The sequence below is a fragment of the Chthoniobacterales bacterium genome (genome assembly GCA_035274845.1).
In the GTDB taxonomy this organism is placed as follows: domain Bacteria; phylum Verrucomicrobiota; class Verrucomicrobiia; order Chthoniobacterales; family UBA10450; genus AV80.
Window position 1 is genome coordinate 215,999 of the sequence record DATENU010000015.1, and the last position, 15,284, is coordinate 231,282.

The following is a 15,284-nucleotide window of genomic DNA, read 5'->3' on the forward strand; positions in this document are numbered from 1 at the left end:
GGAATTGGTTTGCCAAAGTCACACAACCAGAAAACAAATGAGCTGACGCGCCGTGATCCCGGTCCGACTTATCAAATTAACCCTGGCCGCGCTCCTCGTGGCCGGCTGTGCGGATATTGCCACGGTCCGCCAGACCACCCCGCGTCTGCCTGCGGTCGCGAACGAAGCGCCCGAACTGTTGGTGGCGGAAAAGGAACTGGAGAAAGCGAGGAAATGCCAAACGAGCGAGCCGACTCGTGCGCTCGGCGGATATCTCGCCGCTGCCCAAGGCGCGGAACGCCAGCTGGAGCGGAACGCGGGAGATACGCGGGCGCGTCTCGTTTACAATTTCGCGGTGGCTCGCGCCCTTGAGGTGATCCAGTCCGCGCCTCTCGATCCCTGGAGCCATTCGCTCTCGGTCCCTGGGCCGGATGGAGAATATGTCGTCACAACTCTTCGTCCTGCGGGTCCCGATCGCAATCCGGCCGATTACAACATTACACCTACCGATAGCCTGAGTATCGGCGGCGCCTACTTCGACAAACGCGTCACCGTGGAAGGCATTGGCGCCCCGCTGGTGGCGGCGGGCCGGGAGAAAAAAGCCGACTTTCGCAAGAATTTCTCAACGCCGCGCCTTTACGGGACAGCGACGGCCATTATCCGGTTTCGCGATCGTCATCATGCGCAAATAGAGTTCTTCGAGCCGCTCTCTACCGAACGGATCTCGTTTGCCGGCCATACCTCCCGCCTGGCCGCGGACTTCACCGCGCCGCTTGCGGTAGGACTAACTGCCGAGCGCCCCGACAAGCTCGGGTTGGCTCGGTTCCTCCACCCGGGAAAGTACGCCGACACCGCGCGGCTGGCGCGCTTGCAAGCCTACGATCCCAATCGCATTCCGGTCATCTTTGTCCACGGCTTGCAGGATACCCCGGCGAGTTGGGCGCCGATGATCAACACTCTGCGGGAGGACCCGGAGATTCGACGCCGCTATCAATTTTGGGTCTACAGTTATCCGAGCGGTTATCCTTATCCGTATTCGGCGGCGCTCTTCCGCCAGGAGCTCGACGCAGTGGCTCGCGCGTTCCCGAACCGGCAGCGCGTTATCCTCATCGGTCACAGCATGGGCGGAATGATCAGCCGGCTGATGGTCACCGATGTCGGGGACAAACTCTGGCGCGAGCGCTTCGGGAAATCGCCGGCCCAGACCAATATTCCGGCGGAACCTAAAAAGCTTCTCGAGGATTCGCTGGTCTTCAATCACCGCTCGGACGTGCGTCGCGTGATTTTCATCTCGTCTCCCCATCGCGGCAGTATCCTGGCTTCCAATTGGATCGGGCGCATCGCGACAAAGCTGGTGAAGACCCCGCTCTTTTTTGCCACCCTGCCGATCCGCGCCATCAACGCCGCGAGCGCCAATCCCGAGATGATGAATTTCGAGAAAATTCCAAACAGCATCGATACGCTTTCCCCGAACAGCCCATTCGTAAAATCGATCGACAAATTTCCGATCACGCGCAGCATTCCTTTCCACACCATCGAAGGTGACCGGGGCCGGGGCGACGCGCCGAACAGCTCTGACGGCGTTGTTCCGTACTGGAGCTCGCATCTGGAGGGAGCACAGTCGGAGTTGGTCGTGCCCTCGAATCACAGCGCGCACCAAAATTCCCAGGCAATCGCCGAGGTCCGCCGCATCCTCAAGTTAACCCAATGATGTGGGACCAAGGTCCCATTCCCTCACCAACGCGCGGAGCCCAATCTGGCCGCAACCCGTCATGAAAAATTTTACCGGCTTCGCCATTTTGTTTCTCACCACGGTCTCACTCCACGGCCAGGCGGTCACGTTGCCGACCCAGTCGGAGTACGAGGAATTGCCCGAGCTCAAGGCGAGCGAAATCCTGCGAGACACGATCCTGAATGGACCGAATCACAAGGTCCGCGAGGAAGTGACGACGCAATCCGGCGCGAACCATTTCACGATCGATTCCCATTTCGGAATTTTTACGGCTGAAGGAAACGCGATGCTCGTGAGGCGCGTCGACGAAATCAACGCCATCGCGCGGCTGAGTGAAGTTTCAAAGACCGACGAATTTACAGAGTCGCTAAAAAAAGCGGCAATGAAGCCGGTGAACACGGCCAAGGCTCTTGTAACCGACCCGGTGAAAACGCTCTCCGCGGTTCCGAAGGGTTTGAAGAAGTTCATGAACCGCGCCGGTGACACGGTTAAGAGTATCGGGAAGAAGAAGGACTCCGAGGATGGAGACGCAAACCGAATGCAGGACATGATCGGTTTCACCAATGCAAAGCGAAAGGTGGCGATCAGCCTGGGTGTCGACCCTTACAGCACCAACGACGTGTTGCAGAAGCAGCTCGATGACATCGCCTGGGCGAACTTTGCCGGCGGCCTGGTTTTCTCCGTGGGCACGATGCCGATCGGTGGCGGAGTGGGCATGGCGCTCACCGCCACCCAGGTGACCGGTAATTTCGAGAGCATCCTGCGAGAGAAAAGCCCGGCCGACCTCAAGGCTATGAACCGCAAGATCCTGCAGGGCCTCGGCGCCAGCAGCGAGGATACTGAGCGATTTTTGAAGAACTCCGCTTTTTCACCTTCAGCGCAAACCGCGTTCGTCCTCAACCTTCAGGCACTCGACGGCGTCGCCAATCGCGGGGCCTTCGTTCGGCTTGCGGGGACCATTAGCTCGAGCGAGCCCGACGCCATCTTCTGTGTGCAAACCGCCGCCCTGATGGGCAATCTTCACAAGGGCGAAAAGCCGCTCGCGCGCATCGAGCTTCTCGGTGACTTCCCGATCTGTATCGCGAAAGATGGGACGACGGTGGTGGCCATGCAGTGGGATTACGCAGCCTACACCCCGATGGCCGATAAGTTCTCGCGCGATCTCGAAGAATTCACCAAGGACAAGGGGAACAAGCGCCTGATCGCGTTGTCCGGGACTATCTCGCCGCGCCTGCGGCAGGAGCTGGAGGCGCGTGGCGATACCGTGCAGGACAAGCTGGCCCCCGGCCCCCTGAAATGAGCCGGTTCTGGGGCGGTCTCCTCCGCCTTCCACTGTACTTTGTGTTGGTGATCGCGACGCTCTGGGCGGCGGGCGCGCTTTTCTTCGATCTGCCGATCGCGTGGCTCCGCGGGCCGCTCGCCCTTATCTACGGCCTGGCAATGTTTGCCGCCCTGTTTTTCGTCAGGGGCCGCTGGCGCGCCATGAGCGTGGTCGCGTTAGGCTTTGCCGTCGTCCTGGCGTGGTGGCTAACCCTCAAACCAACCGGGAACAAGGCGTGGCAACCAGATGTAGCGCGGACCGCCTGGGCGGATATTCAGAGCGATAAAGTGACCCTGCATGACGTGCGTAACTTCGATTACCGAACAGAAACCGATTACACCGAGCGCTGGGAAACCCGCGAAGTCGAGTTGTCAAAGCTCACGGGGGTGGACCTTTCCATCACTTACTGGGGCTCGCCCTGGATCGCGCATCCGATCGTGAGCTTTCTCTTCTCCGGCGCTTTGCCGGTGGCGTTTTCCATCGAGACGCGCAAAGCCGTGGGCCAAAACTATTCGGTCATCGCGGGGCTTTACCGGCAATATGAGCTCATCTGCATCACCGCCGATGAGCGGGACCTCATCCGGTTGCGTACGAATTACCGCAAAGGCGAAGATGTCTTTCTCTACCGAACCGTGATCACCCCGGACCACGGCCGCGCCCTTTTTCTTGCCTACCTCAATCGTCTCAATCGAATGCACGAGCACCCCGAGTTTTACAATCAGCTAACCGATAACTGCACCACGGAAATTCGCGTCGCCAATATCGAGGCGCGACAGGGTAAGGTTGCCCCGTGGAACTGGCGACTGCTGCTCAACGGAAAGAGTGACGAATTGCTTTATGAACGCGGCGCCATCGACCGGAGCCTGCCGTTCGCCACGCTCAAAGAACGAAGTCTGATTAACAAAAAAGCCCAGGCTGCGGATGCCTCGCCGGATTTTTCCCAGTTGATTCGCGTCGGATTGCCACAGCCTGTGTTTGCGCGTTAGCGGTGGCCGACCCCGAGTCAGACACTGGTCGAAAAGCCACAAAAATCTTCCATTAATATCTATAGTTGTTCATCTTATGGTGGTGCGATTCATGTGCCGGCGCCGTTGGCTTCAGTTCAAAATGGGGTTTGTGGCCGCGCTCGCCTTGCCTGCCCTAGCCGGCGATAACGACCTGAGCAAGGCTACCGTCAGCAATTCCTGGAAGCCCGATTCGGCGGCTCCGGAAGGAATGGTCTGGATTCCCGGGGGCGAATTCTCCATGGGCGCCAGTAACGAGGGCCGCGGAAATTGCTGCGATATGGCGATGGCCTCGAATGACGCGAGCCCCATGCATCGCGTTCGGGTGGATGGCTTCTGGATGGACACGACCGCGGTGACCAACGCGCAGTTTGCGAGGTTCATCGAAGCCACCGGCTATGTCACAATGGCGGAGAAAACGCCGACGCGGGAAGAATTGCCGACGGTACCTGACGAGAATCTTGTGGCAGGCTCAATTGTTTTCGCGGTCACGCCTCGCGAGGTTCCGCTACACAACCACCTTCAATGGTGGGCTTACGCCAAAGGCGCGGATTGGCGTCATCCTCTTGGAGCCGGCAGCGATCTCAAAGGCAAAGAGAATCATCCGGTGGTTCACGTCACGTTCGCCGATGCCGAAGCCTATGCGAAGTGGGCCGGCAAACGTTTGCCAACCGAGGCGGAATATGAGTTCGCCGAGCGCGGCGGGCTCTCCGGCAAAATCTACGCCTGGGGCGACGAGTTTCGCCCGAACGGCAAATGGATGGCGAACACCTGGCAGGGAAAATTCCGGTCAAAGATTCGGGCGACGACGGCTTCGCCGGAACCGCGCCGGTGAAAAGTTTTCCACCCAACGGCTACGGCCTCTACGAAATGGCGGGCAACGTCTGGGAATGGTGCAGCGATTGGTATCGGGCTGATTACTACGCCGAGCTGGCCGCCGCCGACAAGGTCTCGCTCAATCCGCAGGGGCCAACTTCCTCCTACGATCCGGCCGAGCCTGGCGAAAAGAAACGCGTCCATCGTGGCGGCTCCTTCCTTTGCAACGAGCAGTATTGCTCTCGCTACATCGTCGGCACCCGCGGCAAAGGCGAAATCAACACGGCCACCAATCATCTCGGCTTCCGCTGCGTGAAAACCGCGGCGGCGCCTTCCGGCAGCTCCGCCTCCGCTTCTTTGCCTTAACTCATGAAAATAACACGACAAATCCTACTGATCCTCGGCGCCCTCGGTTGCAGCCTCCTTTTTTGTTCGGGCGCTGAAACAAAATCCGCGGCCCCACCCGCCGGCAAGCCCAACATCATCCACATCGTGGCCGACGATCTCGGCTGGAAAGATGTCGGGTTCAATGGCGCCGCCGACATCAAGACGCCGAATCTCGACAAGCTGGCCGCGACCGGCGCGAAATTTACTCAGTTCTACGTTCAGCCGATGTGCACGCCCACGCGCGCCGCCCTTATGACTGGGCGCTATCCTTATCGTTACGGCCTGCAAACGATCGTCATTCCCACGGCCGCCGCTTACGGGTTGGACACGGCGGAATGGCTGATGCCGCAGGCCCTCAAGGAGGCCGGCTACAACACGGCGATCATTGGCAAATGGCATCTCGGGCATGCCGACCGGAAATATTGGCCGAAGCAACGCGGCTTTGACTACCAATACGGCGCCATGATTGGCGAACTGGATTACTTTACTCACGACGAACATGGGGTGCTGGATTGGTTTCGGGACAACCAGCCAGTCAAGGAAGAGGGTTATGCGACCACACTCCTCGGCAAGGACGCGGCGAAATACATCAACGCGCAGAATTCAACCAAACCATTTTACCTTTATCTCACGTTCAACGCGCCCCATACGCCCTATCAGGCGCCGCAAGAATACATCGATCGTTACAAGGACATTCCTGACCCAACGCGCCGCACTTATGCCGGCATGGTCGCCTGTCTGGATGATGAGATTGGCAGGGTGATTGATGCGCTCGACAAGAGAGGACTGCGCGAGAATACAATCGTCCTTTTCCACAGCGATAACGGCGGCACGACCAACAAGATGTTTACCGGCCAGATGGCCGACGTGTCGAAGATCAAGTTGCCCTGCGATAACGGCCTGTATCGGGACGGCAAAGGATCGCTCTTCGAGGGTGGGACCCGAGTTTGCGCGCTGGCGAATTGGCCGGGCCACATCAAAGCCGAAACCGTCGATGGAGTCATTCACGCCGTCGATATCTACCCAACCCTGGCCGCCCTGGCCGGCGCTTCGACCGCGAAGTGCAAGCCGCTCCACGGCGTGAACGTCTGGGATGTGATCGCCGAAAATAAGCCATCGCCGCGGAAAGAATTTATCTACAATGTGGAGCCGTTCCGCGCCGCGATTCGGCAGGACGACTGGAAACTGATCTGGCGCACGCTTATTCCGACCAGCGTGGACCTCTACAATCTCGCCGACGATCCCACCGAAAAGAACAACCTCGCTGCCGCCCATCCCGATAAAGTCGTCGCGCTCCAGACGCGTCTCGAAGCCGCCGGCAAGGATTCCGCCAAGCCGTTGGCGCTCGAGTATATTTTTCAGACGGCGATGAAAGCGACTACCCCGTTGCTGCCGACGGACGAAGCCTTCTACACGGATGCAGATACCGACTCGACACCTCCAAAGATTGGAACCGAACACTGAGGATGAATATGCGGAGGATGAAATCAGTTCTTTGCCTGGCAGCGATCGCGCTGTTCCTGATCAATCGTCCGAGCGCGATCGGTTCGGTCGATGCGAATGGAGCGGCGCAGGACATCGACGAAAGCCCGCCGCCGGTGGTGCAGGATCGGTCGAAGGAAACAGTGGCGCCCCCCCTCGAGAAGAAATGTGAACCGCCGGCGGACACCGAGTTTCGGATCGGACTTCCGGGATGGATGGCCGGATTGTCCGGGGATTTCGGCGTCCGCGGAACGGTGGCCGACGTAGATGTCGATTTTGTCGACATCCTAAAGCGGGTCGACATGATCGCGGCCGGGTCGCTCTACTATCGCTCGCATCGCTGGGAATTCTCGGCGGACGGCCTTTACCTGCGGCTGTCGGACGAGGCACAGCTGCGAGGTGTCCTCTTTGGTAGTGCGCACCTCGCGCTGAAGTCGGCCTTCGCGGAAGGGTTCGTCGGTTACCGGATGATTAATTGTCAGCAGGGCTATCTCTCGCATTTCGCGGGCTTCCGCTACAACTACATGAGCGGCGATTTCCGCCTCACGGGCGCTCTCGCCGCCGGCCGCCGCACGTTTGGCGAGATCGATTGGGTCGATCCGGTGGTTGGCCTAGGCGGCCGGGTCCATCTCTGGAAACCGATCTCGCTCTGGGCCCGGGCCGATTTCGGCGGCTTCGGCACGGTCAGCGATTTCACCTGGCAAGTGCAGGGCGGGCTCGAGCTCCAAATCACTCGTTCGATCTACTCGAACATCGGCTGGCGCCATTTGAAGAACGACTACACCTCCGGCGGGTTCACGGACAAGACCGCGATGAGCGGTCCGTACATCGAAACCGGCATCAATTTCTAGATCGAAGGATCGACCCACCAGAATTCAAGCCCATAGAAAGAAGACAAATCAATGATTCGAAAAATCAAATACAGCTTCCTGTCCGCTTTCGTTGCTCTGATGGCGGCGACTGTTGCGGTCCAGGCCCAGGACAAGAAACCGGAGACCGCTACCACGGCGCCGAGCAACGGAAACGGCTCGACTGCGCCTACGAAAGAAAAGCAGACGGCAGCAACGCCAGAATCCGTGCTGGCGGAATTGAAGGCCGGCAATGCCAGGTTCGTTTCAGGCCATCCGCTCAAGCGTGATCTCAAAGCAGACGTCAAGGCCACCGCCTCCGGTCAATATCCTCTGGCGGTAGTCCTGAGCTGCCTCGACTCGCGTCAGCCGATTGAAATTGTCCTCGATCAAGGCGTCGGCGACATCTTTAGCGCCCGGGTCGCTGGCAACCTGGTGGACGAGGATATTCTCGGAAGCATGGAATTCGCCTGCAAGGTTTCGGGCTCGAAACTGATAACAGTCCTCGGCCACACGAACTGCGGCGCGATCAAAGGCGCGATTGACGACGTCAAGTTGGGCAACCTCACCAGCCTGTTGGCCAAGGTTAAGCCAGCCGTTGCGCAGGTTCCGGCAGACGTGAAGCCGCGCGATTCCAAGAACCACGACTTCGTCGACAAAGTCGGGGAAGCCAACGTCCGGCTGGTGATGCAACAGGTCCGCGAACGGAGCCCGATCCTGCGCGAGATGATCGATCAGAAGCAGATCGGCCTGGTCGGCGGCATGTACGATCTTTCCACGGGCGAGGTTCACTTCTTCGAGAAGTAGAAAGCCGACCTAATCCGCAAAAGGACCTATCGAGTTACAGAATGGTCCGGTGACTTCGATCTGTTTCCCGGGGACGGCGAGCCACAGGTTCGCGGTCGTGACCCTTTTGTTTCCGACCGGCGCCAAATCAAACCAGCGGTGGATTTCCGGCTATTCCGAAGCTTGCGCGATATGTGGAAAATTGTTGCCATCTGTCGTGACGGACGCACGCCACCGCCAGTACAGCGCCGCCGCCGCCGTTCGATTCTCCACGCCGAGCTCTTCAAAAACGTCGTGCACATGCTTCTTCACTGTCTCTGTTTGTTTGGTCCGTCGATTATCTCGGGTCGAACCCGAACTCATGAGGATCGTGAGATTTTCGTCGGCATGGATGTCGACGTAGCTCGCATTCTTGCACAACGTCTGTCGCTAAAGCCGCGGTCGGTTTCGTCAGGCACAGATAGCGGTGTGGTTCGGGCGGCGGTTCTCTTGTTAGAAGCTTAATCGGGCCGTCGAAACGACAATGAAAACACGCAAATTGGTGTTCGACAACACTTCGGTAGTTCTGGTAGTCACGCGACCTCCCCATGCGACGGTATTACCAAATTCTTGGCGTGTCGCCGAAGGCAACCTCAGAAGAGATAAAGGCGGCCTGGCTCTTTAGCATTAAGGCCTTTCATCCAGACAAATTCTCCCGTTCCTCGCCAGAACAGCAGCGAACGGCCGAGGCGCGAACGAAAGCGATCAACGAAGCGTATGCTATCCTTTCCGATCCTCATAAGCGAGCGGCCTACGACCGAGAATCTGTTGCGCAAGGCCCCAACGTCGCTGCGTCGCCACCTCCACCGCCGCCGACACGACCGCCCCCGCCGCCGACATCTCGACCACCGCCGACGCCACCACCCCAGCCAACATCTACGCCACCTCCCCATGCTTCCGCTCCCGTCTCCGGGATCGCATCGGCCGGCTCGGCGAAAGGGTTCAACGCAGGTGGATTGTTAATTGTTGGAGTCGTGCTGGTCATAATAACGACGGCAGCGATCCTCACAGCTTTTCAGACCACAAACCGTCAGACGTTATTGAGGTATTCCTCACCAAGTCCAGCCGCCACAATCGAAAAGGAATTTGATGCCGATAAGTTCCTCAATGCTCCTAAAGCTGAGGCGGTAGTGAACAGCAAGCAGGTCCCAACAAACCAAGAGTCTGTTTCGAGGACGCCTTCGCCACCCCCGACGCCCGTGGTAACATATCGCGTTAGCGGCCTCCCCAAGCGGGACCGCTTTCTAAATGTACGAGCTGGACCGGGTACCAACCACCCTGTAGTCGCCGCGTTGATGCCCACGGGCCGCGGCATCATTCTCGGTCCCGGACGTGTTAATAATGGAGGAACGATCTGGCAGGAAATATTTTCTGGCACATATCATGGCTGGGTCAACGCTGAATACCTCGTGACCGAACTGCCAGTAGCTAAGCCGTAATTCATGAGCTTCTACTTGCGAAAAAGCATCAGCGTCGGCCCACTTCGCTTTAATTTATCCAATTCTGGTGTTGGCGTTTCGGTCGGTGTGAAAGGGTTTAGAGTTGGTGCAGGGCCGCGGGGTAATTACGTCCACATGGGTCGGGGCGGGATCTATTATCGCAAAACGTTATCCCAGCCCTCTAGACGCAATGGGTCGTCAAGGAGCGTCGGAGGATCGGAACCTGGTTTTACTGCACCTCCTGCGCAGGGCGTTGGTCCGATGGAGGACATCGAATCTGGAAACGTCGAGGATATGGTGGATTCATCGTCGGCGGAGCTTTTGCAAGAGCTTGACGAGAAAAAACGAAGGCTTCGAATAGGGCCCTTCTTTGCCACAGCGGCGCTGGTTGCTGCCTTGGCAATGTTCGTCGTCGGTGTAAATCCGATAATCCAGTGTGGTCTAGACATCTGTTGGCTTGCAGCAACACTGTTTGCATTTCAATGCGATGCATTGGCGAAACGGTCGTGTTGTTCTATCATTTCGACGCTCCTTTGGAGCGCGCCTATGAGGCACTCCATAAAGCAGCCGCGGAACTGACGACGTGTGCCGGTTGCTGGCACATTGCGGCCTCAGGCGCTGTTTACGATCGGAAGTATCATGCCGGGGCGTCCGAAGTCGTGGATCGCAAATCAACGGCGATAAGACGTGCCGCCCCTCCGTTTCTCAAGACGAATATAGAAACCGTCAGTATTGGCGTCGGGAAGCAGACGCTGTTCTTGTTTCCAGACCGCGTTCTTGTTTACGCGTCTGGAAAGGTAGGAGCGATTGGCTACGATCTCCTCCGAGTTTCGGTTTGCCAGACCCGCTTCGTCGAAGCATCCGTCCCTAGCGATGCTCGCGTCGTGGGGCAAACCTGGCGCTATGTAAACAAAAATGGCGGGCCGGACCGGCGGTTTGCGAACAATCCGACACTGTCTATTTGCCTATATGATGAACTGCATCTCACGAGCAGTAGTGGGCTCAATGAAATTATTCAGGTTTCACGATCTGGGGTTGGCGCCGGGCTTGAGCAAGCAGTGACTACGTTAAAGTCGTATCTAGCACGACCGATCCTCTGAGCCCGTGATTCGCGGAGGGGTCGAAATGACCGCTCTTTTCCCAAGGGGAGCGCACCCGTGAAGATTCGAACTTCAAACTTCTGATCCGTAGTCAGATGCACCGTTTTCGCGATCAGAGGGTGGGGGATTCATGTTTTGCATGGGGTCCCAACATAGTTCCTTAGCCAGGCGTTAGCCGGAAGTTTGCATGTTGGGATTTCACTAAGGCAAACGCGTGGTTCCTCAATGGAGTTTCGTTTTCGGCGGGCGGATTGATTCATTTTAGTGTTGCTTGCGTTTCCGCTTTTTGTTCTTCTCGTCTCTCCCCTCTTCCCCATCCCCACCTTTCACCAACTTCCGCCAATAGCATTGTTCAAACGGAGAATTCCCCATGCCAGCGACTCTTTCCTATCCCGGCGTTTACATTGAAGAAATTCCGAGCGGCGTCCGCACCATAACGGGTGTGGCTACGTCGATCACGGCTTTCATTGGGCGAACGCGCCGAGGGCCGGTGAATCAACCGACCGTCGTGAACAGCTTCGCCGATTTTGAGCGCCTTTTCGGCGGGCTCGCCGCGGACCACACGGTCGCGTATGCAGTAAAGGATTTTTTTGGAAACGGCGGTGGCCAGGCAATCATCGTTCGGCTTTACAAGCCATTTTTTGCTACCACTTCCATGCAGGTCGCCGCGGCGGGGATGGCGTTGACTGATGCGCAAAAGGGGGCCGACGCCGTTAACCTGGCTGCCCAAAACGAAAAGATTAACAACGTAACTCCTCCGACAGCAGCTTCAGTGAAGACCGCAGCCAACAATGCAATTCCTTTAAGCCCCTCCGCGAAACCGGCAGAGCGATTAGCGGCGGAGAAGGTCGCGGCTGCCGCTGCCGCCGAAGCCGACAGGGCGCCATATACGAATAACGATTCGTTAAAGATGGATATTTCTGGAAATCCTACAGGTGGCAAAATCAAATTTGCAGCCGGGTCGATGGATTCGGGTGATATCCTGATCACGGATCTGACGGATAGCACGTCCGCCGGCTCTACCAGCGCAGCAACCGCTGTTAAGAATGCCTTCAACGCGCTGTTCCCAGGCACAGTCATGACTGTCGTGCGAACCGGCCCCACTCCGGCGGCATCGACGAACTTTTCTTTCTTGATAACTTTTCAAACGGCCTCCGACGTTCCACAACCCGCGTCGATCAACGTCACTAGTCCCGCGGGGTCGCCCCTCACGCCTGCCGTCTCAAAGGTGACAATTTCCTTCCCGCAGCCGGATGCCGACAGTGTAGCGAAGGCGGCGTCTGATGCCGCCGGTACGATGAACAACCCTGGCCCTGCCGTGACCAGCGCAGTTGGACAAATTGCGCCGAACAATCGGGCGCGCCTAACTATTCCTAATGGCGCCAACGACCTGACTCTCGAAGCCGCCACACCAGGCGCGTGGGGAAACTTGCTCCAAGTCGAGGTCGATTACGCGACCAAGCCAGACGATAATGGAATGCCGGACACAACCTTATATAACCTGACGATTACCGATGGAGGCACAGGTAAGACCGAGCAAATCCGCAACGTCACGGGCACCGCAAACGCCGTTCGTTCAGTCAGCCGCGTCCTGGACAATGAATCGTCGCTCGTGCGAGTGGTGGGCACCGCGCCGACAGCGCGACCGGCTGAGACAATGGGAACGCCCATCACTGTGGGTGCGGCGGACGTGGCGGTCGACAGTCAGCCGTTGAGCGCCGTAGAATTTGAGGGCAGCGCCGCGGACAAGACTGGCTTGTTTGCGCTCGATAAAGCGGACTTGTTCAATGTTCTCTGCATTCCCGCTGATACGCGAGACGGCGATACTCCGGTGACCACTTATCCAGCGGCAGCGAATTACTGCTCGGCGCGGCGGGCAATGCTCGTTGTCGACCCGCCGGCGGCGTGGACCGCGAATCCGGACACGGCGGCGGCGAAGGCGCTCGCCGGTCTGAACAGCGTGGGAATACACGGCCCCGCCGCGCGCAATGCTGCCCTGTTTTTCCCGCGTATCATTGAATCCGACCCAACGCGCGGAGGGCAACTCGATGTCTTTGTTCCCTGCGGAGCCATTGCGGGCATCTTCGCCCGGACTGACTCGACTCGCGGCGTATGGAAGGCTCCGGCGGGCCTCGACGCCGCTATCAACGGTATCGCCGGTTTGCAGGTTAACCTGTCCGATGGCGAGAACGGCCAACTCAATCCACAAGCCGTCAATAGCCTGCGGAATTTTGCGGTAGCGGGGCCGGTTGTCTGGGGTGCCCGGACGCTTCGCGGCGCGGATGCGATCGGAGACGAATACAAATACATTCCGGTGCGCCGCACGGCTCTGTTTATCGAGGAGAGCCTCTATCGCGGGACGCAGTGGGTCGTGTTCGAACCGAATGACGAGCCGCTTTGGGCGCAAATCCGTCTCAACGTCGGAGCGTTCATGCACAATCTTTTCCGGCAGGGCGCCTTCCAGGGAGTCACACCAAAGGAGGCGTACTTCGTGAAGTGCGACAAGGAAACGACCACGCAGAACGACATCGATCTCGGGGTCGTCAATATCCTGGTCGGGTTCGCCCCGCTGAAACCGGCCGAGTTTGTCGTGATCAAGCTCCAGCAGATAGCCGGGCAGATCCAAACCTAAACCGAGGAAATCTCCATGGCTCAATTCTCAGTCAACGCCCAGCGCTTCGATCCTTACAAGAACTTCAAGTTCCGGGTGAAATGGGACGGCAAATATGTCGCCGGCATCAGCAAGGTGACGGGGGGCCTCAAGCGCACTACCGAAGTGGTGGAGCACCGCGAAGGCGGCGATCCGAGCGCCACCCGTAAATCACCGGGCCGAAACAAATTTGAAGCGATCACGCTCGAACGGGGCGTGACCCACGACCCGGAGTTTGAAAACTGGGCGAACAAGGTCTGGAATTTCGGGTCGGGCCTGGGTGCGGAAGTTTCGCTGAAAGATTTCCGCAAGGACATCATCCTCGAGATTTACAATGAGGCGGGTCAACTGGCTCTCGCTTACAACATCTTTCGCTGCTGGGTTTCCGAATACCAGGCCGCGGCCGATCTCGACGCAAACGCGAACGTCGTTCTTATCCAGCAACTAAAACTCGAAAACGAAGGTTGGGAGCGCGATCCCGCGGTCCCGGAACCGGCCGAGCCTACGCTCTAAGGCCTGGCGGCCATGCGCGCTTTGTCGGCCGGAGAGCTGTTGACGGTCTGGGAACTGGGGTCCGCTCAACCTCCGCCGCAGCGCACCGTCACCCTCCTGGCGGCGGCGTGCGGCGAGGACGCGGATGCCGGCGAGGTGGCGCGCCTTACTCCAGGGCAAAGTGACGGTCGATTGCTGGCACTCCGGGAGCGGATCTTCGGGCGCCAACTGGCGGCGACTTCCTCGTGTCCGGCGTGCCGCGAAGTTTTGGAATTCGAAATCGATACCGCAAACATTCGAGTGGCGTCGCTTTCAGAGCCTTCGAATGCGATTGATTTGGAGGACGACGATTACGAAGTGCGCTTTCGGTTGCCCAATCAGCTCGATATCGCCAGCCTGGATCCGCGAACGAATATCGAGAGCAATCGGCAACACCTTTTGGACCGGTGCGTCGTGGCCGCGCGCTGCGCCGGCCGCGAGATTTCCGCGGACAAACTGCCGCCGGAAATTGTTGCGGCGATCTCGGATCGAATGGCCCAGGCCGATCCGCAGGGAAACGTGGAACTGGCGCTGAGCTGTCCGCAATGCGGACACGATTGGACCGCGCCGCTCGACGTCGTTTCGTTTTTGTGGACCGAGCTGAACGCCTGGGCGCTCCGGCTTTTGCGCGACATCCATCTTCTGGCGTCCACTTACGGCTGGCGCGAAGGCGAGATTCTTTCGCTCAGTCCCACCCGGCGGCAGACCTATCTGGATCTGATTCAGGGATGAGCGATTATCTGAGCCGCGTCGCAGAACGGGCGAGTGGCGTGCCCACCGGGGTCCGGCCGCTGCTGCCTTCCCTTTTCGATCCGGAAAAAGCGTCCGCTATTTTTGCGCCGGAATTCGCTGAGGCAAATGCGGCCGCTCCCGAAGCGCGACCGCGGCGAAGAAAAGACCCGGCGCACTTGGAAGACGAGATCTCGTTCGTGCAGGAGCGCGTCGCTGGAAGCAAAGCAGCGCCGGTTGAATCGCCGGTCGAGTCGTTCGCTCGCGACGAGAAGAATGCCGCCCCCGATATTTCCGGGCCCTCGATTATCGCGCCGGTTATGGAACCAAAACCCGAAAAACCGGCCGCGAGAAAACCACCCGCTCGCCAGGTGTCTTTAGAAAGTCGAGAGCCTGCGCCTGAAACCGCATCGGATAGACCGGCGAAGCTTTCGCACGCTC

11 protein-coding genes and 1 pseudogene are annotated in these 15,284 nt (G+C 58.6%); 11 read left to right on the forward strand and 1 reads right to left on the reverse strand.

From position 1 onward, the window contains the following. Nucleotides 1-52: 52 nt before the first annotated feature. The 7 genes and pseudogenes from VJU77_10615 (at nucleotide 53) to VJU77_10645 (ending at nucleotide 8,376) form a co-directional block, all read left to right on the forward strand. Nucleotides 53-1,690 carry an alpha/beta fold hydrolase gene (locus VJU77_10615; protein HKP03796.1) on the forward strand — a complete coding sequence of 546 codons (1,638 nt, stop codon included), beginning with the start codon at nucleotides 53-55 and terminating at the stop codon, nucleotides 1,688-1,690. A 61-nt stretch (nucleotides 1,691-1,751) separates the two neighbouring features. Beyond that, on the forward strand, nucleotides 1,752-3,011 hold the full coding sequence (locus tag VJU77_10620; protein ID HKP03797.1) for a hypothetical protein: 1,260 nt from the start codon (nucleotides 1,752-1,754) through the stop codon (nucleotides 3,009-3,011). Next, nucleotides 3,008-4,018: a DUF4105 domain-containing protein gene (locus tag VJU77_10625; GenBank protein ID HKP03798.1), complete on the forward strand. Its 1,011-nt coding sequence runs from the start codon at nucleotides 3,008-3,010 to the stop codon at nucleotides 4,016-4,018. The genes VJU77_10620 and VJU77_10625 overlap by 4 nt, the downstream gene beginning before the upstream one ends. A 259-nt stretch (nucleotides 4,019-4,277) precedes the next feature. Then, nucleotides 4,278-5,218, forward strand: a pseudogene (locus tag VJU77_10630) (formylglycine-generating enzyme family protein). A gap of 3 nt (nucleotides 5,219-5,221) precedes the next feature. Continuing rightward, nucleotides 5,222-6,703, forward strand: a complete 1,482-nt coding sequence (locus VJU77_10635) for an arylsulfatase (GenBank protein ID HKP03799.1) — start codon at nucleotides 5,222-5,224, stop codon at nucleotides 6,701-6,703. A 17-nt stretch (nucleotides 6,704-6,720) separates the two neighbouring features. Then, a complete protein-coding gene (locus tag VJU77_10640; GenBank protein ID HKP03800.1) occupies nucleotides 6,721-7,572 on the forward strand; it encodes a hypothetical protein in 852 nt (283 codons plus the stop codon). Nucleotides 7,573-7,623: 51 nt separating this feature from the next. Next, the gene (locus VJU77_10645; protein HKP03801.1) at nucleotides 7,624-8,376 is read left to right on the forward strand and encodes a carbonic anhydrase family protein; all 753 of its coding nucleotides are present in this window, start codon (nucleotides 7,624-7,626) and stop codon (nucleotides 8,374-8,376) included. A 150-nt stretch (nucleotides 8,377-8,526) separates the two neighbouring features. On the opposite strand, the gene VJU77_10650 is transcribed toward VJU77_10645, so the two are convergent. After that, nucleotides 8,527-8,667, reverse strand: a complete 141-nt coding sequence (locus VJU77_10650) for a hypothetical protein (GenBank protein ID HKP03802.1) — start codon at nucleotides 8,665-8,667, stop codon at nucleotides 8,527-8,529. 1,675 nt (nucleotides 8,668-10,342) lie between these two features. On the opposite strand from VJU77_10650, the gene VJU77_10655 reads away from it, so the two are divergent. The 4 genes from VJU77_10655 to VJU77_10670 all read left to right on the forward strand — a co-directional run bounded on the left by VJU77_10655 (nucleotide 10,343) and on the right by VJU77_10670 (nucleotide 14,846). Beyond that, a complete protein-coding gene (locus VJU77_10655; protein ID HKP03803.1) occupies nucleotides 10,343-10,933 on the forward strand; it encodes a hypothetical protein in 591 nt (196 codons plus the stop codon). A gap of 370 nt (nucleotides 10,934-11,303) precedes the next feature. After that, entirely contained in the window at nucleotides 11,304-13,565 is a 2,262-nt protein-coding gene (locus tag VJU77_10660) for a phage tail sheath C-terminal domain-containing protein (GenBank protein ID HKP03804.1), read from the forward strand. 15 nt (nucleotides 13,566-13,580) lie between these two features. Continuing rightward, nucleotides 13,581-14,096, forward strand: a complete 516-nt coding sequence (locus tag VJU77_10665) for a phage tail protein (protein HKP03805.1) — start codon at nucleotides 13,581-13,583, stop codon at nucleotides 14,094-14,096. A gap of 12 nt (nucleotides 14,097-14,108) precedes the next feature. Beyond that, entirely contained in the window at nucleotides 14,109-14,846 is a 738-nt protein-coding gene (locus VJU77_10670; protein HKP03806.1) for a hypothetical protein, read from the forward strand. The last annotated feature ends 438 nt before the right edge of the window (nucleotides 14,847-15,284 follow it).